The 26,684-nt window shown below is 70.2% G+C and carries 22 protein-coding genes; 13 read left to right on the plus strand and 9 right to left on the minus strand.

The features are described from left to right. Positions 1–63: 63 nt before the first annotated feature. The gene (locus ACGFIV_RS34450; protein ID WP_358547613.1) at positions 64–4,104 is read right to left on the minus strand and encodes a DUF4082 domain-containing protein; all 4,041 of its coding nucleotides are present in this window, start codon (positions 4,102–4,104) and stop codon (positions 64–66) included. 306 nt (positions 4,105–4,410) lie between these two features. Then, on the minus strand, positions 4,411–5,070 hold the full coding sequence (locus ACGFIV_RS34455; RefSeq protein ID WP_392839224.1) for a hypothetical protein: 660 nt from the start codon (positions 5,068–5,070) through the stop codon (positions 4,411–4,413). A 170-nt stretch (positions 5,071–5,240) separates the two neighbouring features. On the opposite strand from ACGFIV_RS34455, the gene rfbC reads away from it, so the two are divergent. Continuing rightward, positions 5,241–5,837 carry a dTDP-4-dehydrorhamnose 3,5-epimerase gene (gene rfbC / locus ACGFIV_RS34460; RefSeq protein WP_358547608.1) on the plus strand — a complete coding sequence of 199 codons (597 nt, stop codon included), beginning with the start codon at positions 5,241–5,243 and terminating at the stop codon, positions 5,835–5,837. 328 nt (positions 5,838–6,165) lie between these two features. Continuing rightward, the gene (locus ACGFIV_RS34465) at positions 6,166–7,863 is read left to right on the plus strand and encodes a DUF4082 domain-containing protein (protein ID WP_358547606.1); all 1,698 of its coding nucleotides are present in this window, start codon (positions 6,166–6,168) and stop codon (positions 7,861–7,863) included. Positions 7,864–7,964: 101 nt separating this feature from the next. Here ACGFIV_RS34465 and ACGFIV_RS34470 read toward each other — a convergent pair whose 3' ends face one another. From ACGFIV_RS34470 to ACGFIV_RS34485, 4 genes are all read right to left on the minus strand, one after another. Further along, a complete protein-coding gene (locus ACGFIV_RS34470) occupies positions 7,965–9,044 on the minus strand; it encodes a 2-oxoacid:ferredoxin oxidoreductase subunit beta (RefSeq protein WP_392839227.1) in 1,080 nt (359 codons plus the stop codon). Continuing rightward, on the minus strand, positions 9,037–10,890 hold the full coding sequence (locus tag ACGFIV_RS34475) for a 2-oxoacid:acceptor oxidoreductase subunit alpha (RefSeq protein WP_358547603.1): 1,854 nt from the start codon (positions 10,888–10,890) through the stop codon (positions 9,037–9,039). The genes ACGFIV_RS34470 and ACGFIV_RS34475 overlap by 8 nt, the downstream gene beginning before the upstream one ends. Before the next feature lie 299 nt (positions 10,891–11,189). Beyond that, the gene (locus tag ACGFIV_RS34480) at positions 11,190–11,279 is read right to left on the minus strand and encodes a putative leader peptide (protein WP_363918166.1); all 90 of its coding nucleotides are present in this window, start codon (positions 11,277–11,279) and stop codon (positions 11,190–11,192) included. 58 nt (positions 11,280–11,337) lie between these two features. Beyond that, entirely contained in the window at positions 11,338–12,789 is a 1,452-nt protein-coding gene (locus ACGFIV_RS34485) for a polysaccharide deacetylase family protein (RefSeq protein WP_358547600.1), read from the minus strand. 229 nt (positions 12,790–13,018) lie between these two features. On the opposite strand from ACGFIV_RS34485, the gene ACGFIV_RS34490 reads away from it, so the two are divergent. From ACGFIV_RS34490 to nuoH, 4 genes are read left to right on the plus strand one after another with little or no spacing between them, the layout of a single operon-like run. Beyond that, positions 13,019–13,390, plus strand: a complete 372-nt coding sequence (locus ACGFIV_RS34490) for an NADH-quinone oxidoreductase subunit A (RefSeq protein ID WP_358547597.1) — start codon at positions 13,019–13,021, stop codon at positions 13,388–13,390. 42 nt (positions 13,391–13,432) lie between these two features. Beyond that, positions 13,433–13,945: an NADH-quinone oxidoreductase subunit B gene (locus ACGFIV_RS34495; RefSeq protein ID WP_392839243.1), complete on the plus strand. Its 513-nt coding sequence runs from the start codon at positions 13,433–13,435 to the stop codon at positions 13,943–13,945. Continuing rightward, a complete protein-coding gene (locus tag ACGFIV_RS34500; protein ID WP_358547594.1) occupies positions 13,942–14,655 on the plus strand; it encodes an NADH-quinone oxidoreductase subunit C in 714 nt (237 codons plus the stop codon). The genes ACGFIV_RS34495 and ACGFIV_RS34500 overlap by 4 nt, the downstream gene beginning before the upstream one ends. Continuing rightward, on the plus strand, positions 14,648–15,601 hold the full coding sequence (nuoH, locus tag ACGFIV_RS34505) for an NADH-quinone oxidoreductase subunit NuoH (protein WP_358547591.1): 954 nt from the start codon (positions 14,648–14,650) through the stop codon (positions 15,599–15,601). The genes ACGFIV_RS34500 and nuoH overlap by 8 nt, the downstream gene beginning before the upstream one ends. 15 nt (positions 15,602–15,616) lie before the next feature. Here the strand turns inward: nuoH and ACGFIV_RS34510 are convergent, their stop codons facing one another. The 3 genes from ACGFIV_RS34510 to ACGFIV_RS34520 all read right to left on the minus strand — a co-directional run bounded on the left by ACGFIV_RS34510 (position 15,617) and on the right by ACGFIV_RS34520 (position 18,195). Continuing rightward, positions 15,617–15,751 (minus strand): SDR family oxidoreductase, encoded by a 135-nt coding sequence (locus ACGFIV_RS34510; protein WP_392839231.1) that lies wholly within the window; start codon positions 15,749–15,751, stop codon positions 15,617–15,619. A 52-nt stretch (positions 15,752–15,803) separates the two neighbouring features. Next, a complete protein-coding gene (locus tag ACGFIV_RS34515) occupies positions 15,804–17,369 on the minus strand; it encodes a protein kinase (RefSeq protein WP_392839232.1) in 1,566 nt (521 codons plus the stop codon). Positions 17,370–17,577: 208 nt separating this feature from the next. After that, entirely contained in the window at positions 17,578–18,195 is a 618-nt protein-coding gene (locus ACGFIV_RS34520) for a helix-hairpin-helix domain-containing protein (RefSeq protein ID WP_358547583.1), read from the minus strand. A 748-nt stretch (positions 18,196–18,943) separates the two neighbouring features. Here ACGFIV_RS34520 and ACGFIV_RS34525 point away from each other — a divergent pair. From ACGFIV_RS34525 to htpX, 7 genes are all read left to right on the plus strand, one after another. Next, positions 18,944–19,807, plus strand: coding sequence for a 4Fe-4S binding protein (locus ACGFIV_RS34525; protein ID WP_358547581.1), 864 nt, complete (start codon positions 18,944–18,946; stop codon positions 19,805–19,807). 13 nt (positions 19,808–19,820) lie between these two features. Continuing rightward, positions 19,821–20,360: an NADH-quinone oxidoreductase subunit J gene (locus ACGFIV_RS34530; protein ID WP_358547578.1), complete on the plus strand. Its 540-nt coding sequence runs from the start codon at positions 19,821–19,823 to the stop codon at positions 20,358–20,360. Position 20,361: 1 nt separating this feature from the next. Beyond that, positions 20,362–20,727 carry an NADH-quinone oxidoreductase subunit NuoK gene (gene nuoK / locus ACGFIV_RS34535; RefSeq protein ID WP_358547575.1) on the plus strand — a complete coding sequence of 122 codons (366 nt, stop codon included), beginning with the start codon at positions 20,362–20,364 and terminating at the stop codon, positions 20,725–20,727. Next, positions 20,724–22,664, plus strand: a complete 1,941-nt coding sequence (locus ACGFIV_RS34540) for an NADH-quinone oxidoreductase subunit L (protein WP_358547572.1) — start codon at positions 20,724–20,726, stop codon at positions 22,662–22,664. The genes nuoK and ACGFIV_RS34540 overlap by 4 nt, the downstream gene beginning before the upstream one ends. Continuing rightward, on the plus strand, positions 22,661–24,154 hold the full coding sequence (locus tag ACGFIV_RS34545) for a NuoM family protein (protein ID WP_392839236.1): 1,494 nt from the start codon (positions 22,661–22,663) through the stop codon (positions 24,152–24,154). Before ACGFIV_RS34540 ends, ACGFIV_RS34545 begins: the two co-directional genes overlap by 4 nt. Beyond that, positions 24,151–25,650: an NADH-quinone oxidoreductase subunit N gene (locus tag ACGFIV_RS34550; protein WP_392839238.1), complete on the plus strand. Its 1,500-nt coding sequence runs from the start codon at positions 24,151–24,153 to the stop codon at positions 25,648–25,650. The genes ACGFIV_RS34545 and ACGFIV_RS34550 overlap by 4 nt, the downstream gene beginning before the upstream one ends. 94 nt (positions 25,651–25,744) lie before the next feature. Beyond that, positions 25,745–26,596, plus strand: coding sequence for a zinc metalloprotease HtpX (htpX, locus tag ACGFIV_RS34555; RefSeq protein WP_392839240.1), 852 nt, complete (start codon positions 25,745–25,747; stop codon positions 26,594–26,596). The last annotated feature ends 88 nt before the right edge of the window (positions 26,597–26,684 follow it).

Here is a 26,684-nt window from a genome sequence, read left to right on the forward strand (position 1 = left end):
TTGTCTACCAAGGCGGTTCGACCACCTCGGCTGAGGCGATCGAACCGCACGCGGATGAAGGGACTAACTCGCCGGGGTGAACAGCACGTCCACCCAGTAGTTCGCGCCGTTGTAGGTGGCGGTCGGGAAGCCCGAGGACGTCCCGTACCTGTAGACGCCGTTGCCGCCCGCCGGGCCCCCGTTGGCCAGCGCGTGCAGCGGCGAGTTGTCGTACGGCCCTGAGTTGAAGTAGCCGCCGTCGCCCGCGTAGTGCCCGTCGGGCGCGAGGTAGGAGGCGACGTACACCTGGCCGGCGGTGACGCTCACCGGAGCGGCGAAGGTCAGCGTCTGCCAGCCGGAGGCCGTCTCGCCTGCGAACGTGCCGGTGGCCAGCAGGGTGCCGGTGGAGCTCCACAGGTTGCCCACGTGGGTCCCGGTGTTGCCGGCGCCCTTGTAGAAGCGGACGCCGGTGACCGCGCCGTCCATCTCGGCGGTGAACTTCACGCCCAGCTCCACCGCGTCGGGGTCGTTGACCGACGGGTTGGCCGGGGTGGCGTTGCTGGCCCAGATGGTACACGGGCAGCTCATCGTGCCGCCGGTGGTGAACGACCATGATGTGGTGACCATGGAGTTGTCGGCGTCGTCCTGGGCGCCGGTCACCGTCACCGTGTACGTGGTGCTCCCGGCCAGCGGGCTGTCCGGGGTGAAGGTGAGCAGCGTGCGCGCCCCGTTGAGTGAACGGGTGCCCGCCACCGCCTGGTTCGCGGCGTTCTTCACCGTGATCGTCGCGGTGTTCTCCTTGATCGGCTCGCTGAACGTCGCCGTCACCGCTGTGCCGGTGGCCACGCCGGTGCCGCCGTGGTCGGGCGACTTGAGCGTGATGTACGGCGCGGTGGTGTCGGCGAGCCTGCTGAACACCACGTCCACCCAGTAGTTCGTGGCGCCCCACGAGTCCGTCGGGAACGACCGCGCGCCGTACTTGTAGACGCCGTTGCCGCCGCTCGACGCGCTTGGGAGCGTCTGCAGCGGGGTCGCCGTCACGGCCGAGGCGAGCCCGTTGGAGGTGCCCGCGTAGTGCCCGTTGGGGGCGTGGTACGACGCGACGTACGTCGTGTTCGCGGTCACCGGCACCGGGGTGTTGAAGTACACCTCCTGCCAGCCCTGGGTCGACTCGTCGGTGAACGTCGCCGTGGCCAGCTCCTGGCCCGCCGCGTTCCATAGGGTGCCGCTGTGGGTGCCGGTGTTGCCGGCGCCCTTGTAGAACCGGATGCCCTCGACGAAGCCGTCCGTGGTGGCCCGGAACTTCACGCCCAGCTCAAGCGAGCCGGTGTCGTTGACGCTCGGCACGTCCGGCACGGTGACGTCGGGCCACAGGCTGCACGGGCAGACGCCGGCCGTCCAGGTCTTCGCCGTGGTGAAGGCGAAGGTGTACGGCTGCGTCATCGTGTTGCCGGCGTCGTCCTTGGCGCCGGAGACCGAGACCGTGAACCGCTCGCCCGGAGCCAGCGGAGCCGCGGGCACGAACGTCAGCGAGGTGCGGCCGGCGTCGAGGGAGGCGGTGCCGGCGACGCTGGCGTTGGTGGCGTCCTTGAGCGTGAACGTCGCGGTGCCGGCCTGGACGGGCTCGCCGAAGGTGACCTTCGGCTGGACCGTGGTCGGCACGCTGGAGGAGCCGGGGACCGGCGTGGCCGAGGTGGCCGCGGGCGGGTAGACGTCGTTGATGGTGAACACCACGTCGACGTAGTAGTTGCCGCCGTTGTACGACTGGTTGGGGAAGCCCGCGCCCGAACGGTAGAGGCCGTTGCCCTCCGTCTCGGTGGCCTTCGGCGCCGTGAGCGGCGCGTTGACCGTGGGCTGGTAGCGGTAGAAGTTCGCGTCGGCGGCGTAGTGGCCGTTCGGCGCGTAGTAGGAGGCCACGTAGCCGGTGTTGGCCGTGATGTGGACCGGCGAGGCGAAGGAGAGCGTCTGCCACCCGCTGGAGCTCTCCCCGGTGAAGGTGCCGGTGGCCAGGGGGCTGCCGTCGGCGCCCCACAGGGTGCCGGTGTGCGTCCCGGTGTTGCCGGTGCCCTTGTAGAACTTGACGCCGGTCACGTAGCCGCTGACCGCCGACTTGAAGCGAACGCCGAGCTCCAGCGCGCTGCCGTCGTTCTCGGACGGGTTCGCCGGGACGGCGGAGGAGGTGAACAGGCTGCACGGGCAGGCGACGGTGACGCTCCTCGACGTCTCGGCGCCGACGTTGCCGCTGTCGTCGGCCGCGCGGACCTTGATGGTCGTCGCGCCGACCCCGTTGACCTTCCACGAGTAGGTCCAGCTTGCGCGCCCGGTGGCCGGGTGCCAGGTGGTGCCGCCGTCGGTGGAGACCTCGACGCCGCCGACCTGGCCGCCGACGTCGGCGGCGGTGCCGCTGACGGTGACGGTCGAGCCGTTGTTCACGCCGGCGTTCACGGCCGGGGAGGTGATCGCCGCGGTCGGCGCCGTGGTGTCGGCCGACTTCGTCGCCGCGTTCAGCCCCGAGGTGAGCGACTTGGGCTGCACGCCCATGTCGGCGAACAGGTTGACCGTCGCCTGCTTGATCCGGGTGTCGCTGTAGTCGGTCTCGTTGTAGCTGTCGTGCTCGCCGTCGAGCCCCCACGTCCACTGCACCGTGCCCGCGCTGAACACCAGGGCGCCGCTCGGCGCGCGGTAGAGCGTGATGCGGTGGGTGGCGCTCTTCTGGGCGACGTTGGTGCCGTAGTCGATGAGCACCTGCTCGGCCGTGGCCGTGCTGGTCGACATCGGCACGAGGCCCTTGGGCCGGAAGCCGTTGTCGACGTCCTCGTCCCACTCGTAGCCGACGAGACCGGGGATGCTGATCGATCCGGAGAACTGCGAGGCCACGGACGTGCCGCGCCAGAAGCGCATCTTGCCGTCGGCGGCGGGCACCGTCAGCGGCATCGCCGCGCAGCCGTCGTTGGAGGTGGTGCAGTTGACCGTGAACAGGGTGCCGGTGAGCGCGTTCTCCGGCTTGCCGCCGTCGGCCGGAGGGCTGAACCGCGGGTCGCGCCAGGTGCCCGTCCACACGTTGGGGGTCGGGTCGATCTTGGCGTTCGCGTGCGTCTCCTTGTACGAGACCAGCGTGCGGTAACCGTTCTCCCAGCGGGTCTTCCAGTAGACCTCGTTGCCGCTGAAGAACGCGAGGTTCACGCCATGGTCACGGGCGGCCTCGAAGGCGGTGCGCTCCTCGCCCGACCAGTACTCGTCGTGGCCGACCGACAGCACCGTCTTGTGGCTGAGGAGGCTGGACGGCGCTCGCGCCGCGTCCAGCGACGACATGTACGACACGTCGTAACCGTTGGCCTCCATCCAGCGGACCATGGGGTACTCGTTGGCGAACACGAAGTCGCGGCCCCACGGGGTGGACTCGCGGGTGTTGAACGGCCGGTTGTAGCTGACCTTGGCGGCCCTTCCCGGCGTCACGACGCTGTCGCCCCGGTAGAGGCTGTTCAGCATCTTGTTGGGGTTGTCCTCCGTGGCGGGGATGTCGCCCCAGGAGTTGTACGCCTGCCAGGTGGTGTCGGAGGTCCTGAAGAGCACGTCGGAGGCGCGGGCGTCGTCACGGACCACGAAGACGATGTGGGTGTCGTCGTTGGTGTCGGTGCGGATCACGTGGGCGAAGTAGATGCCGGAGACGGCTGTGGCGGGAACGGTCCAGCTCGCGACGGTGCCCCAGTTGCAGGCCACCTCCCCGGTCGTGGTGTTCTCGGGGCAGCTCGGCTGGTTGCGGGACACCGAGGTCGTGGCGGGGACCGATATGATCTTCCGGGCGCCGTTCCCCTGGTAGTAGCCCATCCGGTAGATGTCCACCTGGAGGTTCAGCGCGGCGGACCGCACCTTGAAGTTCACCGTCTGACCGACGTTGACGCTCATCTGGTCGCCGTAGCCCTCGACGGTGCCGTGCGGGTTGGTGTCCCACTCCGTACGGTCGTTGCCCGTGAGGCTGTTCTCACAGGTGATCTTGTTGCCGCCCGCGTCGCACGGGCCCATCGCCTGCGCCGGCGTGGCGGGGGCCGTCAGTAGTGCGGCCAGCGTGAACGCTGCTGCTGCGATTGCCGACCTGTGTCGGCGCGCGGCCCTGCGCGGTTTCATGAAGCTCCCACGTGACTTGAGAGGGTCGGATGCCCCGGTGGTGCTCACGCAGAGAGCGTGGTCCCGACGAATCGACGTCCAGGCGATGAGCTCGGTTTACGTGACTACACCAACTGGCGCATCAGTGGTCACAGCAGTAAGGGGTGGACGGTGAGGCCGGGGAGCGGGAGTCGTGACGCTGGGGAGCCGTCGTGTCGCGAAGTGTGATGGTCGAGGCATCCGGGCGCCTGTCGCACATATTCGCTTCGGCTGATATTTCGAGAAATTGAATGGCGGGGAAAGGCACCGTGTACGGCGCCTTTCGCGCTACTTCTCCTTGATGGCGAGCACGGACTTCACCAGCCCGGCCAGCCGTTCGAAACGTATTTCCGACGACGGGAAGTAGTGCCGCATCTCGGTGATGCTGAGCAGTTCCACCTCCATGACGATGTTGCGCGCGGCATCCCGGTCGGAGGTGGGGGTGTGGACCAGCGGCCAGCGGCGCAGGAGGGCCGTACGTGCGGCGATGGGGAGATATTGGAACCCCGGGAACAGGAAGTGCGGCTCCACGGGGAAGTAGCGGTACGGCGTCTGCACCCAGTGGCGCTCCGCCAGCCGGTGGACCGCGTCGGCGAAGAGCTGACGGCGCAGGTGCCCCCCGACGTGCTCGATGACCGCGTTGGAGAACACCAGGTCATATTGGGTGTCGAGGATTCTCGCCGGCAGGTCGCAGGCGTCGGCCACGTCGGCCCTCAACCACCCGGGAAGGTCGGCCGGGGGCGTTTCCAGGTTGACGATCTGCACGTGCGCCGGCTGCACGGGCGCCCGCAGCCAGGCGCTGGCCGTGCCGCCGAGGTCGATGACCGACATGCTTCCGAGGTCGGGGAAGCTCTGCGCGAACCAGTCCCAGCGCCGGGCCCGGGCCTTGGCGCCGAGCGAGTCGGGGGCGTCGACGAAGCGGCTCCGGAGAGCGTTCAGACGGCTCATGCTTCTCCTTGGCGGGGAGTTCGTGGGGGCACGGCGGCTGGTGGCCGTGGATCTGCCGGATTCGGCACGTTCCAACGAGACCGCCCAACTATCGCAGAACGCGTCCGGCCACAGTGGGCACTGGTGCCATTCGATAGCGCACTGAGATGAGAGGTGCGACCCTTGGCACCGTGGAGCAACTGAGCATCGAAGACGCGTATCTGTACACCCCGGCCGTCCACGAAGACGACAGAGGAACGTTCCTGGAGTGGTTCCGGGCGGACGAGCTGTCCTCTGTCACCGGCCACGGGCTGAACCTCGCCCAGGCCAACTACTCGGTCTCCCGGCGTGGCGTCCTGCGCGGCGTGCACTTCGCGGACGTGCCGCCGGGCCAGGCCAAGTTCGTCACCTGCGTAAGCGGCAGCGTGCTGGACGTCGTGGTGGACGTCCGGGTGGGGTCCGCGACCTTCGGCCAGTGGGAGGCCATCGAGCTCGACGACGACAACAGGCGCGGCGTCTACGTCAGCGAGGGGCTGGGCCACGCGTTCATGGTGCTGAGCGAGCAGGCCACCGTGATCTACGTGTGCTCCGAGCCGTACACCCCCGCGCGCGAGCACGGGGTGGACCCGCTGGACCCGGAGCTCGGCATCGCCTGGCCGGCGGAGCTGGAGCCGCTGATGTCCCCCAAGGACGTCGCCGCCCCGACGCTCGCGCAGGCGATGGAGAAAGGTCTCCTGCCGCGGTACGAGGACTGCCAGGCGTACTACGCGGGGCTGCGCGTCCGCTGACCTGTGAGGCCGCACACGGTGTGATCATGGTGTGACGCGGGGTTTTGGCCGCGATGGATAGTCTAATTGTGTTGCCTAAATCAAGGTTTCCATACTGTATTCGGCCGATTAACCGGATAAAGGGCTGGATCGGGTTGTCTCATCGTTTCCCAACCGCAACAATAGCCTCGCACTGAAACATGATAGGAGTCCGGCGCCCGGGCGCCGGAGGTGGAGGCTTGGGCCAGTGAGCAACTCCCGACATTCGGACGGACCGCGCCGCCGGCGCCGGTCGGCGTCCGCTGAAACAGGGTCCGCGGGGTCTTCCCGGTTCCCCGTCGTGGGACGGGTGTCGTTGCTGGCCGCCGCCGTGCTGCTGGGGGCGACCGTCACGGTGGTGGTCGTCAACCGTGGGTCCGACGCTCCCGCCCCGACCACGAACGCCGCGCCCGTCGCGGCCGAGGTGACCCTGGAGTCCAGTCTCTGGAAGTCGCAGAAGGCCGTGAAGGGCAAGACCCAGGCCGAGAACACCCCGCTGGAGCTCGGCACCCGGTTCAAGGCCAGCCGTGACGGCGAGGTCGCCGGCGTGCGGTTCTACAAGCCCGCCTCCGAGCGCGGCGCGCACCGCGGAAGCCTGTGGGACGCCGACGGGAAGCTCCTCGCCAAGGTGACCTTCACCGGCGAGAGCCGCAGCGGCTGGCAGCAGGCGCTGTTCTCCGAGCCGGTGCCCATCGTCGCGGGCCGGGTCTACACCGTCTCGTACCACACGAAGAACGGCGGGTACGTCGCCGCTCCCGGAGCCCTCGAAGACCCCGTCACGGTGGGCCCGCTCACCGCCCAGGCGGGCGTGTTCGCCCCCACCGCGAAGGCGGCCTTCCCGTCCCGGCGGCACCGGGCGCACGTCAACTACTGGGTCGACGTCGTCTTCCGGCACCGGGAACGCCGCAACATCCCCCGGCCGACCCAGCAGCCCACCGACGGCGTCACGGCCGGCCCGACCGTGACCCCCACGACGGGCGACCCGAGCGTCCCGCCGACGTCCCAGCCCGACGGCTCCGCGACCCCCACGGTCAGCGAGTCAGGCGGGCCGTCCGACGGCGTCACCTCGACGCCCACGGCGTCCGGCCCGGGCACCCCGACGGCGACCCCGACCAGGACGCGCACGTCGAGCCCCAGTCCGTCGCCGAAGCCGTCGCTCACCGCGAACCCGACGAACCAGCCGACCAAGGACCCCACGCCCACGGCGAAGCCGACCCAGACGACGACGCCTCCGCCCACCGGTGGCTTCCCCGGAGCCTCCGACACCGGCGTGCCCTCCGGCACGAACCTCAAGCAGAGCAAGTCGATCACCGTCACCAAGGACGGCACGGTGATCGACGGCATGGAGGTCAGCGGCGAGATCAACGTCGAGGCCGACAACGTGACGATCAAGAACACCCGCCTGGCGGCGTCGCCCGGCGACTGGGGAATCATCCAGCGCCAGGGCCACAGCGGCCTGACGGTGGTCGACAGCGAGATCTTCGGCAACGGTAAGGACCGCACCCAGTTCGCCATCCTGAACCAGGGCGGCGACCTGACGGTCAGGCGCGTCGACATCCACACCATCAGCAACGGCATCCTGACCGAGCAGGGCCTGGTGGAGGACTCCTACCTCCACGATCCGAAGTACTTCTCCGGCGACCACACCGACATGATCATGTGTACGAGCGGGCCGCCGTCGGGCAAGACGCTGGTGATCCGCGGCAACACGGTCATCAACACCCTGGAGCAGACGGGTGCGATTGCGCTCTTCCAGGACTTCGGGGTGGTCCGCAACGTGACCGTCGAGGGCAACTTCCTGGCCGGCGGAGGCTACTCCCTCTACGGCGGCGCGGGTAGCAAGGGCACCTCGTCCAACATCAAGGTCATCAACAACGTCTTCAGCCGCGACGTGTGGGCCAAGGGCGGCTACAACGGCCCCGTGGCCTACTGGGACAAGGGCGCGCCGGGAAACGAGTGGAAGGGCAACGTCTGGGAGGACGGCAAGGCCGTACCCGAGGGCGGCTGAGCCCGGCCGTAGTTCACAGCGCATGAGGAAGCCCTCCACGGATCTCCGTGGAGGGCTTCCTCATGCGGCGATGTTCAGGCTTTCAGCCTGGCCAGGCTGTTTCAGCCCACGCTCCAGGTGTCGCCGCCGCGCAGCAGGTCGCTCAGCCGGCCGGGGCCACGCTCGGCCACGGCCTCGTCGAGCTGCTCGGCCATCAGCGTGTCGTACGCCGGGCGGTCGACGGACCGGAAGATGCCGATCGGCACGTGCTCGAACGCGGGCTCGTCGAGCCGCGACAGCGCGAACGCCAGCGACGGGTCGGGGTTGTGCGCGTCGTGGACGAGGATCTCGCCCTCGGGCACGCTCGCCCGGTCGACGACCTCGATGCCGCCGTTGGCCGCGCGCCGCACCGCCTTGGAGGCGGACACGATCGGCAGGCCGTGCTCCAGGCGCAGCGTGATGTCGTCACGCTGCTCCGGGTCCTTCAGCGGCTCGAACGCGTTGTCGTTGAAGATGTTGCAGTTCTGGTAGATCTCGACCAGGCTCGTGCCCCGGTGGGCCGCCGCCTCGCGCAGGACCGACTGGAGGTGCTTGCGGTCGGAGTCGAGCGTGCGGGCCACGAAGCCCGCCTCGGCGCCGAGGGCGAGCGAGATCGGGTTGAAGGGCTTGTCGAGCGAGCCCATCGGCGTCGACTTCGTGATCTTGCCGACCTCGGACGTCGGCGAGTACTGGCCCTTGGTCAGGCCGTAGATGCGGTTGTTGAACAGCAGGATGTTCAGGTTGACGTTGCGGCGCAGCGCGTGGATCAGGTGGTTTCCGCCGATCGACAGCGCGTCGCCGTCTCCCGTGATCACCCATACGGACAGGTCGGGGCGGGACGCCGCCAGGCCGGTCGCGATCGCCGGGGCCCGGCCGTGGATCGAATGGAACCCGTAGGTGTTCAGGTAGTACGGGAATCGGGAGGAGCAGCCGATGCCCGAGACGAACACGATGTTCTCGCGCTTGAGCCCCAGCTCGGGCAGGAAGCCCTGGACCGCGGCGAGGATGGCGTAGTCACCGCAGCCGGGGCACCAGCGCACCTCCTGGTCGCTCTTGAAGTCCTTGAGGGTCTGCTTCCCGTCGGCCCGGGGGATGAGGGCGAGCCCGGTGCCTGCCCCCGCGACCGTGCCGGTGATGAGCCCGTTCGTCGCGATGTCACTCACTGTCGATCACTTCCTGGATCACTCCGGCCAGCTCCTCGGCCTTGAAGGGAAGACCGCGCACACGGTTGTAGCTGATGATGTCGACCAGGAAGCGCGCGCGGAGCAGCAGTGCGAGCTGGCCGAGGTTGATCTCCGGCAGCAGCACCTTGTCGTACGAGCGCAGCACCTCGCCGGTGTTGGAGGGCAGCGGGTTCAGGTGGCGGAGGTGGGCCTGCGCGACCTTCGCGCCGGTCTTCCTGACCCGTCGCACCGCGGCCGCGATCGGCCCGTACGTCGAGCCCCAGCCGAGGACGAGCACGCGGGCGTCGCCCTCGGGGTCGTCGACCTTCAGCTGCGGGATGTCCTGCGCGATGCCGTCGATCTTGGCCTGGCGGAGCCGGACCATGAGGTCGTGGTTGTTGGGGTCGTAGGAGATGTTGCCCGTGCCGTCGGCCTTCTCGATGCCGCCGATGCGGTGTTCGAGCCCCGGCGTGCCGGGCACGGCCCACGGCCGCGCCAGCGTCTGCGTGTCGCGCTTGAACGGCAGGTACGTCTCGCCGTCGTCGCCGTTCGGCTCCACCGTGAACTCGATGGAGAGATCGGGCAGGTCGTCGATCTCGGGCAGCCGCCACGGCTCGGAGCCGTTCGCGAGGTAGCCGTCGGAGAGCAGCATGACCGGAGTGCGGTACTTCACGGCGATGCGCGCCGCCTCCAGCGCCGCGTCGAAGCAGTCGGACGGTGTCGCGGGCGCCACGATCGGCACCGGTGACTCGCCGTTGCGGCCGTACATCGCCATGAGCAGGTCGGTCTGCTCGGTCTTGGTGGGCATGCCCGTGGAGGGCCCCGCCCGCTGGACGTCGATCACCAGCAGCGGGAGCTCGGTGGTGACCGCGAGGCCCACGGTCTCGGCCTTGAGCGCCACGCCCGGACCCGACGTCGTGGTGACGCCGAGCGCGCCGCCGAACGCCGCGCCCAGGGCCGCGCCGACGCCCGCGATCTCGTCCTCCGCCTGGAAGGTGCGGATGCCGAACCGCTTGTGCTTGGACAGCTCGTGCAGGATGTCGGAGGCCGGGGTGATGGGGTAGGAGCCGAGGAACAGCGGCAGCTTCGACTGGACCGAGGCCGCGATCAGCCCGTAGGCCAGGGCCTGGTTGCCGGAGATGTTGCGGTAGAGACCCGCCGCCAGCTTGGCCGGCTTGATCTCGTACGACACCGAGAAGGACTCGGTGGTCTCGCCGTAGTTCCACCCGGCCTGGAAGGCCGCGACGTTGGCCTTCGCGATGTCGGGCTTCTTGGCGAACTTGGCTTCGAGGAACTTGACCGTCGCCTCGGTGGGCCGGTGGTAGAGCCAGGACAGCAGGCCGAGCGCGAACATGTTCTTGGCGCGCTCGGCGTCCTTCTTGGAGACGGCGAAGCCTTCGAGGGCCTTCACCGTCAGCGAGGTGAGCGGGACGGCGTGCACGCGCCACTCGGCGAGCGAGTCGTCGTCCACCGGGCTCTCGGTGTAGCCGACCTTCTGGAGGTTGCGCTTGGTGAACTCGTCGGTGTTGACGATGATGTCGGCCCCGCGCGGCAGGTCGCCGAGGTTGGCCTTCAGCGCCGCGGGGTTCATGGCGACGAGGACGTTGGGGGCGTCGCCCGGGGTCAGGATGTCGTGGTCGGCGAAGTGGAGCTGGAAGCTCGACACGCCGGGGAGCGTGCCTGCGGGGGCGCGGATCTCGGCGGGGAAGTTGGGGAGGGTGGAAAGGTCGTTCCCGAACTGCGCGGTCTCCGCCGTGAAACGATCACCGGTCAGCTGCATGCCGTCGCCGGAGTCGCCCGCGAAGCGAATGATCACGCGGTCGAGTTGCTGAACCTGCTTGGTCACAGCTCGGTCCTCCTCGACGCGCTCAGGCGCCGTCGCTCGTGGCACGTATTCTTTTCCATGCTAGATCCCTTGGGGCTGCGCGGGCTTCTTGACGCATGCGCGCCGAAGGAGTGTGACCTATCTCCCTGCGACGGCAGCGATGTCTTCGTCGGCCGCGTCCGCGGGGGCATCGGGGGCGATGCCCGCGGCACGCGGTGCGCCCTGAGGCCGGGGCGGCTCAGGTCGAGACGCGGTCGGCTCAACTCGGACGCGGTTGGCTCAGATCAGGACGCGGTTGGCGACCGACGCCGAAGGCGTGGTCACGACCGGAGACGGCTCCGCGTACACAGCCCTGCGGCAAGCCTGCACAGGTCAACGTGCAAGCGGGAGTAGAGCACGTTTCGGGTCACGGTGACTAACTATATGTCCCTCGGGCCCATGGATCCGAGAGCCGCACTCCGGATCCCACTAGTGCGGCGGCGCCGCGGCGTAGACCTGACCCGGCTCCATCCCGCGCGAGCCGTACAGCTCGGGGACCGTCACGAAGGCGTAGCCGCGCGACGCCAGAGCCTTGAGCGTCTTCGGCAGGGCCCGCAGGGTCGCGGAGCCGCCTTCGTGCATCAGGATGACCGATCCGGGCCGCGCCCCGTCGATCGCCCGGCGGGCGACGGCGGCGGGGTCGGGGTCCCTCGCGTCCCCCGTGTCCAGGGTCCATCCGACGATCGAGAGCCTCAGGGCGCGGGCCACGGTCACGACCTGAGGGGTGAGCCCGCCGTACGGAGCCCGGAGCAGCGCAGGCGCGGGGCCGGTCGCGCTGAGCATCATCTGGGTGCGGCCCAGCTCGTCGGAGATCTTGCGCATGTCGAGGGTGGCCAGGTCGCGGTGGGACCAGGAGTGGTTGCCTATCAGGTGGCCCCCGTCGGCGATCCGCCGCAGCAGGGCCGGTTGCGCCTCGGCGTTCGCGCCCACGGTGAAGAAGGTGGCGCGGGCGCCGTACTCGGCGAGGATGGACAGCAGCCGGTCGGTCTGCGGGCCGGGGCCGTCGTCGAAGGTCAGCGCCACGCACCTGGTGGCGGCGCAGTCCACGGAGTGCCCGGCGCCGGTGGTGCCGGGAACGGGGGTCGACTCAGGCGGCGGGCTGTTGGGGATGGAGTCCGGGGTGGCGGAGTCCACGACCTCCATGGTCCGGCGGCCGAAGTCCGACAGCAGCGGCGCGGCCTCCTGCTTGGGGACGGCGACCGCGATCCGGCCCATCCGCGCCGGGGCCACCTGGCCGTCGTCGAACTCGGCCACGAGATCGCCGTGCGGGTTGAAGTTCAGCGAGTCGAACATCGCCCGGTCGGGCTTGACGGCGTCGACCTTCGTCCCCTGGCCGAGGGCCCAGACGCGGTTCTGGACGATCTCGGCCAGCGTTGAGAGCGCCTTGGCGTCCTTCAGGAGGTCGGCGGAGTCGTGGACGCGCCGGGCGGCCTGGTCGTACCACAGCGTGCTGAGGGAGTTCCGCCATTCCGTCCCGGTGAACAGGCCGGTGCGCATCCGTACCCCGAACACGCCGCCGGAGGCCGCCGTCAGCTGCCATCCGACGTTCAGCTCGGGGGGCGTGCCGCCCTTGGGCCGCGCGCGCCTGTCCTGGGAGAAGCGGCGTATGGCGGCCGAGGTGGTCTGGCGGAGCCTCTCGGCGAGTTCGGGGGCCGAGGCGGGGGTGGGATAGCTGACGAAGACGTGGTGGTCGGCGGAGTCGTCGGAGACCGTCCGCACCGGCAGCTCTCCGATCTCGGAGGGGGCGACGAAATTGATCGTGGTCGGCTGCGCGGGGAGCGTGGTCGGCTCGTCCTCGAAGCTGAAAGGCAAGGTGACTCCGCACCCGGCGGTGACCGCGATCAGAACCGCGATTCCTCCGGAGCGAAGCAGGCGGGACATGGCTGCCAGACTAAGCACGCTATATGCGGATTTACTTGTATTTTGCGGGATGAGAGACTGGCTTTTGACCGCGACGGGTAGTCCTTGGGTGACGGAAAGCGATTTCCCGACCAGGGGTCTCGCCCCTTGGGAGCCGCACTCGGCAGGGCTACCATCAAGGCGCCGGTTCTGCCGGGTGAGCATCGTCGCCGCGCTCGCGTCGCGCCGGCCGCATGGGTGAGGAGGCTGTATGAGCGGATATTTCGGTTCTTACGCTGTCGTCGCCGTGCTGCTCGCCATCGGGGCCGCGATCTTCGGCGGGGCCCTGTTCGCCAACCGGATGCTCCGCCCGAGCCACCCCACCCCCGAGAAGTCCCTGACCTACGAGTGCGGGGTCGACCCCGTCGGCGAGGGCTGGGCGCAGTCCCAGATCAGGTACTACGTCTTCACCTATCTCTATGTCGTCTTCGCCGTCGACGCCGTTTTCCTGTTCCCGTGGGCGACGGTGTTCGCCGCGCCGGGCTTCGGCATGGCCACGCTGGTCGAGATGTTCGTCTTCCTGGCTTTCATCGCCATCGGCATCCTTTATGCCTGGCGCAAGCGCGTACTCGCCTGGACCTGACGGAGAGGGGAGAATGGCTCCATGGCCGCCAGCGATCTCCCGATGCCCACCGTGGGGCCGGCGTCCCGGCTCGCCCCCAAACCGATGCGCTTCATACTCAACTGGGGGCGGCGCTACTCGCTGTGGGTGTTCAACTTCGGGCTGGCCTGCTGCGCGATCGAGTTCATCGCCACCTCGATGGGCCGTCACGACTTCATCCGGTTCGGAGTGATCCCCTTCGCCAACGGGCCGAGGCAGGCCGACCTCATGATCGTCTCGGGCACCGTCACCGACAAGATGGCCCCGGCGGTCAAGCGCCTGTACGAGCAGATGCCCGACCCCAAGTACGTCATCTCGTTCGGCGCCTGCTCCAACTGCGGCGGCCCCTACTGGGACTCCTACTGCGTGACCAAGGGCGTCGACCAGATCATCCCGGTCGACGTGTACGTGCCGGGCTGCCCGCCACGGCCCGAGGCGCTTCTGCACGGCATCATGAAGCTCCAGGAGAAGATCGCCGGGGAGTCGCTCGGCGAGCGCTACGCCTCCCCGGAGCACCGGCCGGACGTGAACCGGTGAGAGCCGCGATCGAGGAGCGGTACGGCTCGCGCGCCGAGGTCTCCGAGGCGTTCGGGGAGACGACCGTCGACGTCGGCACCGGCGACTGGATCGACCTGCTGACCTTCGCCCGCGACGACCTCGGGTGCGTGTTCTTCGACTGGCTGACCGGGGTCGACGACCCCCCGGGCGGGTTCTCCGTCGTCGCCCACGTCTTCGACCCCGTCGAGCACGCCCATCTGCTGCTCCGCACGCGGGTGCCGCGCGAGGACCCCCGGCTGCCGAGCGCCACGGGCGTCTACCGGGGCGCCGACTGGCACGAGCGCGAGACCTTCGAAATGTTCGGGGTGATCTTCGAGGGCCATCCCCACCTGGTGCCCCTGCTGCTGCCCGACGGGTTCGAGGGCTTCCCGCTCCGCAAGGACTTCATCCTCGCCTCACGGGTGGCCAAGCCGTGGCCGGGCGCCAAGGAGCCCGGTGAGTCGGGCCAGGGCTCGCCCAGCCGCCGCAAGACCCTGCCGCCCGGCGTGCCCACCGACTGGGGGCCCTCGGCGGCCACGCCGCCACCGGTCCGCGGCCCCCGCGCCGTACGCGACCCCCAACCGGAACGGCCCGCGCGGCCGGAGCAGCCCGTACGTCCGGAGCAGCCCGTACGTCCGGAGCAGCCGGCGCGGCCGGAGCGGCTCGTGCGGCCGGAGCCGCCGGAGCGGGGGGAGGAGGGCGATGGCTGAGGTGCTCGATGTCGCCGTCCGCCTCGTGGTGATCGTCATCGCGTTCCTGACGCTGCCCCTGATCGTCGGGCAGACCGAGCACAAGGCCATGGCCCACATGCAGTCGCGCCTCGGCCCCATGTACGCCGGCGGGTTCCACGGCTGGGCCCAGCTCATCGCCGACGGCGTGAAGTTCGCCCAGAAGGAGGACGTCATCCCGCTGGCGGCCGACCGCCGGGTGTTCTCCCTCGCACCGGCCGTGGCCCTGGTGCCGTACCTCGTCGTGATGGTCGTCATCCCGGTCGGCCCCGGCCTGTTCGGCGCCGACCTGGACGCCGGGCTGTTCTTCGTGCTCGCGGTGATGGGCATCGGCGTGCTGGGCTCGATCATGGCGGGCTGGTCGTCGGCCAACAAGTACTCCGTGCTCGGCGGCATGCGCTCGGCGGCCCAGCTCATGTCGTACGAGCTGCCGCTCGTCCTCGCGGCGTCGTCGGTCGCGATGGCGGCGGGCACGCTGTCCCTGCCGGGCATCGTGGAGGCGTGGCGGTGGTGGTGGCTGCCGTGGCAGGCGATCGGCGCGGTGGTGTTCTTCGTCGCCGGCCTCGCCGAGCTGCGCAGGCCGCCCTTCGACATGCCGATCGCCGAATCCGAGATCATCATGGGCCCGATGACGGAGTACACCGGCATGCGGTTCGCGCTGTTCATGCTCGCCGAGTACGCCGGCATCGTGGTGCTCTCGGCGCTGACCACCGTGCTGTTCCTCGGAGGATGGCACGGGCCCCTGCTGCCCGGCCCCGTCTGGACGCTGATCAAGATCTTCGTGCTGGCCTTCGTGGTGATCTGGGTCCGCGTCAGCTTCCCCCGGCTCCGTGCGGACCAGCTGCAGAAGCTGGCCTGGATCGGCCTGGTGCCGCTCGCGCTGTTCCAGCTCGCCCTGACCGGGGTGGTCAGGGTCCTCGCCGGCTGAGGGGACGCCGCGACGTCAGCGGCCCAGCATCGTGCCGCCGTTGACGTGGATGATCTGACCCGTGACGTACGCGGCCTCGGGGGAGGCGAGGTACCTGATGGCCGCCGCGACCTCGCCCGGCGTGCCCGGCTTGCCGTGCCTTCCAAACACGATCTCGCAGGGCCACGATCCTCGCGGACGCGGCTCGGTCGGGTGGGGCCGGTCAGTGGACGATGGCGAGCATGACGTCGGAGGCGGTGGGGCGGTCCTCCGGGCGCTTCTCCAGGCACTTTCCGACCACCTGGGCCAGCGAGTCGGGCAGTGCGGACAGATCAGGCTGCTTGGTGAAGATGCGGTTGAACACCGCCGCGATGTTGTCCTCTCCGAAGGCCGGGCTGCCCGTCGCGGCGAAGATCATCGTTGCGGCCCAGCTGAACACGTCGGACTCCGGTCCGACGCGCTCTCCCGACACCTGCTCGGGGGACATGTAGGCGGGGGTGCCGATCACACCGCTGGAGGTCGCGGTGGCGTTGTCGAGCACGCGGGCGATGCCGAAGTCGACCACGCGGGGGCCGTCGGCGCCGATCAGGACGTTGCTCGGCTTGAAGTCGCGGTGCACGATGCCGGCGCGGTGGATCGCGGCGAGGGCGCCGACCGTTCCGAGCGCGAGCCGTACCAGGCCGTCGTGGCCGCGCGGCCCGCGCTCCCGTACGAGCTGCTCCAGCGACGAGCCCTCGACGTACTCGCTCACGATGTAGAGACGCTCGCCGGCGATATCGGCGTCGATCACGCGGGCGGTGGAGAACGGCGCGACCCGCCGGGCGGCCTCGACCTCGCGCAGGAACCGCTGCTGGGCCCCGGTCTCCGCGGCCAGGCGAGCGTGCAGCACCTTGATCGCGACTCGGGTGCCATCGGGCGCCTCACCCAGGTAGACCGCGCCCTGGCCGCCTTGCCCGAGGCTTCCGATCAGGCGGTAGCGCCCGATGTGGTCGGACTCCCCGGCGGGCAGCGGTCCGGGCGCCTGTGTGGGCAGCGTCGAAGCGCCCTGCACGCCGGCGGGTGTGTTGCCCGAGGCGGAGCCGGGAAAGGTCGCCTGGCTGGGTGCGGGCGGGCCCGTGGTGATCGGGTTCGGCACCAGCCGGTGATCCTGCCGGGGCCCCTGCTGGTACCGCTCCTGATCCTGAGGCGGCCGCTGCTGGCCGTATTGCTCCTGGGAGTGGTGTTGCGGGTGAGGCTGTGCCGGAGGCCGCGGTGTGGCATGCGGATGCCGTTGCGTGGCCGGTTCGGGCCGCTGATGGTTCGGAGGCCCGGTGAGGTGCTGCTGGTTCGCAGGGCCGCCCGTGTGCTGCTGGTTCTGGTTCTGGTTCTGGTACGGGGGCGCGGGCTCGTGAGGGGGGTACGGCCCCGACGGGTAGGACGCCGGGCGGTAGGCCTGCGGCGGGGACGGCGGGAAGGACGCGGGGCGGGGAGCGCCCGGTGCGAAGACCGCCGAGCGGATCGCCAGGGAGTGGATGAGCCCGCCGATCCAGATCGTGAACAACCCGAGGACGACGAGGAGGCTCGCCCACTCGGGGAACGTCGGCGCGTTGCCGTAGGCGACAACGAGCACGCAGAGCACGAACAGGCTGAGGAAGTACAGCAGCGCGGCCACCGCGAGCATCGGCGAGCGCTTGCGGAAGGCCGCGTAACCCATGGTGAACGGCGTGGCGATCCCGCAGGTGAACAATGGAGCCAGTGCCCAGACGAGGCTGATCGCGGTGTTGGGCTGGGAGGGCCTGGCTAGCTGCATATCGCGAAGAATACGGAGATAGCCCGCGTTACGCATGTTTTTGCCGCCACAGTGATACCGCCGAGACCCCCGCAGCGGCCAGGGGCCCGGGCCGGATCTCACGATCCGAGACCGGGCCCCGGGCCGGACGGCACGAAAGCGAGGTTCGATCCGGCGACGCGGTCCGGTGCGTGTGCGGTCCGGCCGGGGAAAGAGGGCGTGCGGGCGGTCAGGGAAGGTAGATGGTGAGTTCGACCAGGTCAGCGGTGATCTGCGGGGGAAGGTCCACGGCGATGGACACATCTTCGGCGGAGATGAAGCCCCCGACGCCGGCCCTGGCCTCGACCACGCGTCGCGCCAGCTCGGTGGTCATCCCCGGCAGGCTCGCGATCACCTCGGCCGGCGCGTGGTTCATGTCCACCAGCCCGCCGTCGTCGTACTGGCGCGGGAGGTCGGGGCGGCCGATGCGCAGCTCGCGGGCCAGCGCGGGGTCGCGTTCCACGAGGTCGCGGGCCTGCTGCCTGAGCTCGCGACGATGCTGGGCGTGGGCCACGGCATGGTCGTTGGGGGATTCCGAGCGGTCGAAGACCTGCTTGCGGATGATCAGCGACTGGATCGTGCCTCCGAGCCAGCTCCCGCCCGACCCGAGCATGGCGGCAAGCACCAGCCACGCTGGTGAAGGGCCAGGGCCGTCCGTCACCACGGCGACCACGAGGGTGAGCATGCCGATGGCGTAGATCGCCGCCGACAGGCCGATCATCGTGCTCCGCAGCTTCGCCGCCGCGTACCCGAGGGTGAAGGGCGTCGCGACACCGCACGTGAGCAGTGGTGCGAGGGCCCAGAACACGCTGGCCGCGCCGGGGCCGCCCGGGGGCTGAGGCGGAGGAACGTGAGGCGGGAACGGCGGCGGCTGGGGGAGGTGCCCGTGGGGATCACTCGGTGTCCGCGGTTCGTGCGGCCCGGGAGCCGGCCGGTTGTACGGCGCGAGACCGTGCTGGCCGGGATGCGGGGGAAGGAACGGCCCGTTGCCGTTCCGGGGATCCTGCGGCGCGTAGGGGGGACGGCTCTGCTCCTGGCCGGGCCGGCCGTACGGAGAACGCCCTTGCCCGGGGCCTGGCCGGCCGTGCGGCGACCGGCCCTGCTCGGGCCCACGCTGGTTGTGCGGCGCCGGCGCGCCGTGCTCGGAACGGGGGGCCGTATGGGGAGTGGGTCCCTGGTCCTGGTGCGGCCGGGCCTGAGGGGCCGGGGTCGTGCCCGGCAGCGGCCGGCTCGTCTGGCGAGGCCGTGGAGCGGTCGGACCGTTCGGATCACCTGGCTCAGGGGGAGGGCCTCCCGGCGGCCCCGATCCCGGGCCCCCGTGGCCGTTGGTCGGGTGCATAACGCGAAGGATACGGGCTTCCCCAGAGTGCCGCATCGGCCAAAGGGACCACATGTTGGGGTGATAAATCCCCCAAAATCGTGACTGATTTAGGAAAACCGGGAGCCGGTGAGGGCTCGCGCATTCACGAGGACGCCCATGTAGGCCATGATGTTGAACCGTGGCTCGTATACCAGGAGAAGGGCTGGCGAAGGGTCTGGCCGTCACCCTTCGCCACATGCTGAGCAGGGCGGACACCCAGCAGTACCCCGAGGTTCGCCCTGATCTGCCACCCCGCGGTCGCGGCGTCATCGCCCTGGTCGAGGAGAACTGCACGGTCTGCATGCTGTGCGCCAGGGAGTGCCCCGACTGGTGCATCTACATCGACTCCCACAAGGAGACGGCGCCGGCCCCCGAGGGCGGGCGTCCGCGCGCCCACAACGTGCTCGACCGGTTCGCGATCGACTTCTCGCTGTGCATGTACTGCGGGATCTGCATCGAGGTGTGCCCGTTCGACGCGCTCTTCTGGTCGCCGGAGTTCGAGTACGCCGAGTACGACATCCGTAACCTCCTTCACGAGAAGGACAGGCTCGGCGAATGGGTCCAGACGGTCCCCGTTCCGCCCCCGCACGAGCCGAACGCCGAGCCGCCCAAGGAGGTCGCGGCGGCCTCCCGAGGCGCCGCCCGTCCCGCTCGCGACCGTCAGGACCCGGAGCGAGGTACGGCGAAGCCCGCCCGCCCGGCCACCCCCGAACGCCCGGGAACGGCCGCCCCCGAACGCCCGGAAGCGGCCGCCCCCGAAAGACCGGAAAGGCCAACCCCCGAACGCCCGGAAACGGCCCCTCGCGAAAGACCGGAAAAGCCCACCCCCGAACGCCCGGAAACGGCCATCTCCGAACGTCGGGAGACGGCCGCCCCCGGACGCCCGGGTACGGCCCGCCCGAGTGGTGGCGCGGCGGCCGTTCGGGCGATCCGGCCCCCCGGCGCGCTGCCGAAGAAGCGGGCCCCTGCCGAACCACCCGCGGGACCCCCCGAGCCGTCGAAGGATCCGGGGACGGGGAAGGAGCCGCCAGAGTCGTCTGGGACGGTGGCGGAGTCGTGAGGGTGGGGGAGTCGTGACGTCGGCGGTGCCGGGCCTCTGGCCGCCGACCGCGCAGGAGGTCGTCTTCCTGCTGCTCGGTGTGATGGCGGCGGGGACGGCGCTGCTGGTCGTCACCACCCGGCAGATCGTGCACGCGGCCCTGTGGCTCGTCGTCTCGTTCGGCGCGCTGGCCGGGTGCTACCTGGTGCTCACCGCCGAGTTCGTGGCCTGGGTCCAGGTCCTGATCTACGTCGGGGCGGTCGTGGTGCTGCTGCTCTTCGGCATCATGCTGACCCGTGCGCCCATCGGCCCGTCCACCGACCTGAACTCGGGTAACAGGGTGGCGGCCCTGGTGGTCTCGGTGGCGACGGCGGCCGTTCTCGTCACCACCGTGATCGAGGGCTTCCGCACCGCCTACACCCCGCTGGAGCCGGGTGGCGGCGCCGCCTCGTCGCTCGGGGCGAGCATCTTCAGGGACTGGGTGCTGCCCTTCGAAGCGCTTTCCGTGCTGCTGCTCGCCGCGCTGATCGGCGCGATCGTGCTCTCCCGTACCGACATCGGCGGAAAGGACTGACGTGCACGTCGTCTATCCCGCCGTGCTCGCCGCACTGCTGTTCTCGATCGGCGTGTACGGCGTGCTCGCCCGGCGCAACACGATCCTCGTGCTGATGTCGGTGGAGCTGATGCTCAACGCGGTCAACGTGAACCTCGTCGCGTTCGACGTGTGGCTCAGGGACAGGCTCCACGGGGGCCAGGTACTGACCCTGTTCGTCATCGTGATCGCCGCCGCGGAGCTCGGGCTGGGCCTGGCGATCGTCCTCGCGGTGTTCCGCAACCGGCGGACCGTCGAGATCGACCACGTCCGCGATCTCTCCGAACCCGCCGACGCCGAGCCCGAGGCAGCCGCCGACGCCGTGCCGGTGAGGGACGGTGCGCTGTGACCGGGGTGGCAGGCGCCGTCGTCCTGCTGCCGTTCCTGGCGGCGGTGGCGGGGCTGCTGGGTACGCGGCGGCTCTGGGGTGGCGGCCCGCCCGGGTCGATCGAGCCCGCCGTCTACAGGAGGGCGGCGTGGATCGCCGTCGTGCCCACCGCGATCTCGGCCGCGCTGGCGATCTGGCTCCTGACGTACCTGGCGACCACACCACGCCGGTTCACGTCCTTCGTGGAGCACCCGGCCGGGACGGGCCGGCTCCCCGCCGCCGTCCAGGGCACGCTCACGGTGATCGACACGGGCGCGATCCCGATCACCGCGGGTCTTCGCGTGGACGACCTGGCGGCCCTCGTCGCCGTCCTGGTGACCGTGGTGGCGCTGGCGGTGCAGGTGTATTCGATCGGATACATGCGCCACGAGCCGCGCTACCCCTCCTTCAGCGCCTTCATCAGCCTGTTCACCAGCGCCATGCTGCTCGTCGTCTACGCCGGTGACCTGCTGGTCCTGTACGTGGGCTGGGAGATCATGGGACTGTGCTCGTACCTGCTGATCGGCCACTGGTGGGAGGACCGGGCGAACTCGCGGGCGGCGGTGAAGGCGTTTCTCGTCACGCGCCTCGGTGATGTCGGCTTCCTGTTCGGCATCTTCACGCTCGGCTTCGCCGCCGGCGGCTTCCGGATCGACGACGTGATCGCCAAAGTGCCCACCATGTCCACCGGCACGCTGGTGACCGCGACGATGCTGCTCCTCCTCGGAGTCGCGGGCAAGAGCGCCCAGGTGCCGCTGCACACCTGGCTGCCGGACGCGATGGCCGGTCCCACGCCGATCAGCGCGCTCATCCACGCCGCCACCATGGTCGCGGCCGGCATCTTCGTCGTCGCCCTGCTCTACCCGGCCTTCCTGGGCGCCGGGCCGACCCTCGACCTGCTCGCGGTGCTGGCGTCCGCCGGGATGCTCGGCGCCGCGCTGGCCGCCCTGGCCCAGGACGACCTGAAACGGGTGCTCGCCTACTCGACGATCAGCCAGCTCGCGTACATGGCGGGAGCACTGGCCGCCGGCTCCGACCAGGCGGCGATCTTCCACCTGGTCACGCACGGGGCGTTCAAGGCGCTGCTGTTCCTCTGCGCGGGCGCGGTGATCCACGTCGTCGGGTCGAACCTGATGAGCGACATGGGCGGGCTCCGGCGCTCCATGACGGTCACCTTCCCCGCCATGACCATCGGGTTCGCCGCCCTGATGGGGCTGCCCCCGGCCAGCGGCTTCTTCAGCAAGGACGCCGTGCTGGCCGCCGTCGAGCACGCGGCGGCCGAGGGGGCGCCGCTGACCGACGCCGCGGCCTGGCTGCTGTACGGCTGTGCGCTGCTCACCGTCGCCGTGACCGGCGCGTACGCGGCCCGCGCCTGGCTGCGGACCTTCTTCGGCGAGAGCCGTGTGCGGCAGGTCGCGCTGCCCGAGCCCGAGCCGGGGGTCGCGCACGTCTGGGACGGTCGTGAGGCCCCGGCGTCGATGCTGTGGCCGATAGGCGTGCTGGCCGTTCCCGCGCTGCTGCTCGGGTTCGCCGGGGTGGGCCTGGTCGACTGGTCGTCCGCGGTGATCAGCCTCCTCGTCGCGCTGCTCGGCGCCGGTGCCGTGTACGCGGCGTGGCGCGCCGACCCGGCGGCCGATCCCGCTCGCCTGCTGGGACCGCTGCGGGTGCCCTGTGAGCAGGCGTTCTACGTGGATTCCGTGTACTACAGGGTCTTCGTCGTCCCGGTCCTGTGGCTGGCCCGCCTGGTGGCCCGTACGGATGACACGGTCGTGGACGGCGCGGTCCGCGGTTCGGGCGGTGTCGCGATCGGGGTCTCGGGGCTGCTGCGGCGCCTGCAGACGGGCAACGCCCAGCTCTACCTGACGGGCGTCCTCGCCGGCGTGCTGATCATCGCGGTGGGAGCGGTGGTGCTCGGATGAGTGCGATCGTCATCGGGCTCCTCGCCGTCCCCCTGGCCGGCGCGGCCGTTCTCCTGCTGCTCACCCGGCCCGCGCGGCTTCTGCGGTGGTACGGGCCGGCGGTCTCCGGGGTCACGCTGGTGCTGGCCCTCGTGCTGGCCGGGTCGTTCGACTACGGCCGGGCGGCGCGGGCGCAGTTCGAGATCGACCATGCGTGGATCCCCGGCCTGGACCTGCGATTCCACCTGGGCGTGGACGGGGTGTCGCTCCCGCTCGTGGTCCTCACCGCGCTGCTGACGTTCCTGTGCTTCCTGTACCTCGTCCGGCACCGGCCGGAAGGCGGCAGGTCCGGGGCGCTGGCCTTCACGCTGCTGGTGCTCGAAGTCGGCATGATCGGGACGTTCCTCGCGCTCGACCTGCTGCTGTTCTTCGTCTTCTTCGAGATCGTGCTGATCCCGATGTACTTCGTGATCGCCATCTGGGGCGGCAAGGAACGCAGGGGGGCGGCGGTCAAGTTCATCCTGTACACGCTGCTCGGCTCGGCCGTACTGCTCCTCGGACTGCTCCTGATCTGGGCCCACACCGGCACGCTGGACATGGTCCGGCTGGCCGGGGCGCACGGCGCCGGGATACCGAGGGCGGCGCAGATCCTGGCGTTCCTCGCCGTGGGCGTGGGACTGGCCGTCAAGGCGCCGATGTGGCCGCTGCACACCTGGCTCCCCGCCGCCCACACCGAGGCCCCGACGGTCGGATCGGTGCTGCTCGCGGGCGTGCTGCTCAAGATGGGCACGTACGGCTTCGTGCGCATCGCGATCCCCGTCCTTCCCGAGGGGGCCGCGGTGCTCGCCCCCTGGCTGGGGGCCTTCGCCGTCGTCGGGATCGTGTACGGCTCGCTGGCCTGCCTGGCGCAGCGCGACCTCAAGCGCATGATCGCGTACTCGTCCGTGGGGCACATGGGGTTCGTCCTGCTGGGCCTGGCCACGCTGACGCCTGTTGGGATGAATGCCGCATTGTTCGGAAATATCGCCCACGGGCTGATCACCGGGCTGCTGTTCTTCGTCGCTGGGGCGATCAAGGAGCGGTACGGCACGTCGGAGATGTCCCGGCTGGGCGGGGGCATGCTGGCCCGCCTGCCGTACCTGGGATCCCTGCTGACGTTCGCCTGCGTCGCCTCGCTGGGACTGCCCGGGCTCGCGGGCTTCTGGGGGGAGATGCTGGCACTGCTCGGCGCCTTCCACCCGGCTCCCGGCCTGTCCCGGCCGCTCTTCCTCGTCTTCATGGTCGTCGGCGGCATCGGCACCGTGCTGACGGCCGCGTACTTCCTTCTCATGCTCTCCCGTGTCACCCACGGCAGGCCGGACGAACCCGTCCCGCGGCTGGGCGATGTGAGCCCGTACGAGCTGGCCGCCTGGACTCCCTTGGTCGTCCTCACGGTGGCGCTGGGGCTCTGGCCGAAGGCGCTCCTCGCCGTGACCGATCCCGCCGTCCGGGCCTTCCTGGGGGCGCCATGACCCAGTCCATCGACTACGCGGCGATCGCGCCACCCCTGATCCTGGCGGTGGCGGCCGGGCTGGTGCTCCTGCTGGACGCCTTCCTGCCGCGCACGCCCCGTACCCTCCCCACGCTCGGCCTGGTCACGCTGGCGGGCGTGCTCGCCGCGCTGGCGGCCGTCGTGGCGCAGGCCGCGCGGGGCGCCCGGCCGCGCACGTTCTGCGTGCCCGCCGATGCCGCGGGCGGGCGGCCGTCGTGCTCGTTCGTGGTCGACGACCTGACGCTCGTCTTCGGCGCCGTCGTGCTCGCCACCGCCGTGGTGGTCGTCCTCCTGTCCTGGACGCAGCTCGCCGAGGGCGGCATCCCGGCGGGCGAGTGGTACTTCCTGCTGCTGTGTACGCTGACCGGCGCCGTCACGCTTCCCGCGTCCCGCGATCTGATCATGCTGGTCGTCGCGCTGGAGCTCGTCTCCCTTCCTGTCTTCGCCCTGACGGCCCTGAAGCGCTATGACGCGCGCGGCTCCGAGGCGGCGCTGAAGCTGTTCCTGGTCTCGGTGATCTCCACGGCGGTCATGCTCTTCGGCGTCTCGCTCCTGTACGGCCTGACCGGTTCCGTCCATCTCGACCGCGTCGCCGCCAGGCTCGGCGGCTCCCCACCAGCCGCGCAGTTGGCCTCCTTGCCCGCGGGCGTGCCCAGCGGGGTGCTGACGGTCGCCGTCGTGCTCGTGCTCGCCGGGTTCGCCTTCAAGGTGGCCGCCGTCCCGTTCCACTTCTGGGCGGGAGACGTCTACCAGGGCGCGCCCGTGCCGGTGGCGGCGCTGCTCTCGGTGATCTCCAAGGCCGCCGGGTTCGCCGGTCTGATCGTGGTGCTGACGATCGCGCTGGTGGGCCACGCGGCGCTCTGGGCGCCGATCGTGGCGGTCCTCGCCGTGCTGACCATGACCGTCGGCAACCTGCTGGCCCTGCGGCAACGCCATGCCGTACGGCTGCTGGCGTGGTCGTCGGTCGCGCAGTCCGGCTACATCCTCGCCCCGCTCGGCGTGGCAGGGAAGTCGGCCGCCTCGGCCTCCATCGCGTACCTGGCGATCTACGCCGCGATGAACGCCGGCGCCTTCGCGGTCGTGATGCTGGTGAGCCGTACCAGGGAGCGCGACGAGCTGGACGACTATCGGGGGCTGGCGTTCCGGAGCCCCGCGGCGGCGCTCGCGCTCGCGTTCTTCCTGATCTGCCTGGCCGGGCTGCCGCCGGGGCTCGCGGGGCTGTTCGCCAAGGTCGTCGTCTTCCGGGAGATCGTCCACGGTGGCCTCGGCTGGCTGGCCGTGGTCCTGGCGGTCAACACGGTCATCGGGCTCTACTACTACATCGCCTGGACCGCCCGCCTGTTCGCCCCCGCGCCGCTGCCCGTGCCAGGGCGAGGTGTCCCCACGCGGCCGGTGACGATCGCCGTCGCCGTGGCGCTCCTTGTCTCCCTGGCCTTCTCCGTCGCGCCGCAGCTTGTTCTGTCCGCCGTACGCTGACGTGCGCACTGACCCTCGTCTGACCAGGGATGGGAACGTTTGAGCAGGCCGCGAACGTTGCCAGGGAAGAGCGCAGCATCCGAGAGGGGGAAGCGTGCACAACAACGGCCTGCGGACCGCCGTCCTTCTGGGCGCCCTGTCCGCGGCGATCCTCGCGGTGGGAGCGTGGCTCGGAGGCGGCCGAGGTGTGCAGCTGGCCGTCCTCATCGCTCTGCTGACCAACGGCGTCGCCTACTTCTTCTCCGATCGTATCGCCCTGTCCGCCATGCGGGCACGACCGGTCAGTGAGGTCGAGCAGCCCGCGTTGTACCGCATCGTCCGGGAGCTCTCGACGGACGCGCGGCAGCCCATGCCGAGGCTCCACATCTCGCCCACCATGCAGCCCAACGCCTTCGCCACGGGGCGCAACCCGCGCAGGGCGTCGATCTGCGTCACGTACGGCATCCTGCAGCTGCTCAACGAGCGGGAGCTCAGGGGCGTGATCGCGCACGAGCTGTCGCACGTCTACAACCGCGACATCCTGATCTCCTCGGTCGCGGCGGCGCTCGCCACGATCATCACGTACTGCAGCTACATCGCCGTCTTCTTCGGCGGCTCCGACGACGACGAGGGACCGGGCTACATCGGCGCCCTCCTGATGATGATCCTCGGCCCGGTCGCGGCCGGCATGATCCAGATGGCGATCTCCCGGTCCAGGGAGTTCCACGCCGACGAGTCGGGCGCCATGCTCACCGGTGACCCCCTCGGGCTCGCCTCGGCACTGCGCAAGATCGAGCTGGGAACGCGCAGCCTGCCGCTCCCCGAGGAGAGTCGCCTGACCTCGGCGTCCCACCTCATGATCGCCAACCCCTTTCGCGGAGCGGGGGTCGGACGGCTGTTCTCGACTCACCCCTCCACGGCCGCCCGCGTCGCCCGCCTCGAAGGCATGGCCGGCTACCGCCGCTAATGGAAGCTACCGGGTCGGCTGATCGGGCAGACTCGGTGCCTGGTAGCCGCGAGTGAGTGAGTACTTCCAACCGCTGGACCGATCTTGA

It is taken from the genome of Sphaerisporangium sp. NPDC049003 (assembly GCF_043197795.1).
Classification (GTDB): Bacteria; Actinomycetota; Actinomycetes; order Streptosporangiales; family Streptosporangiaceae; genus Sphaerisporangium.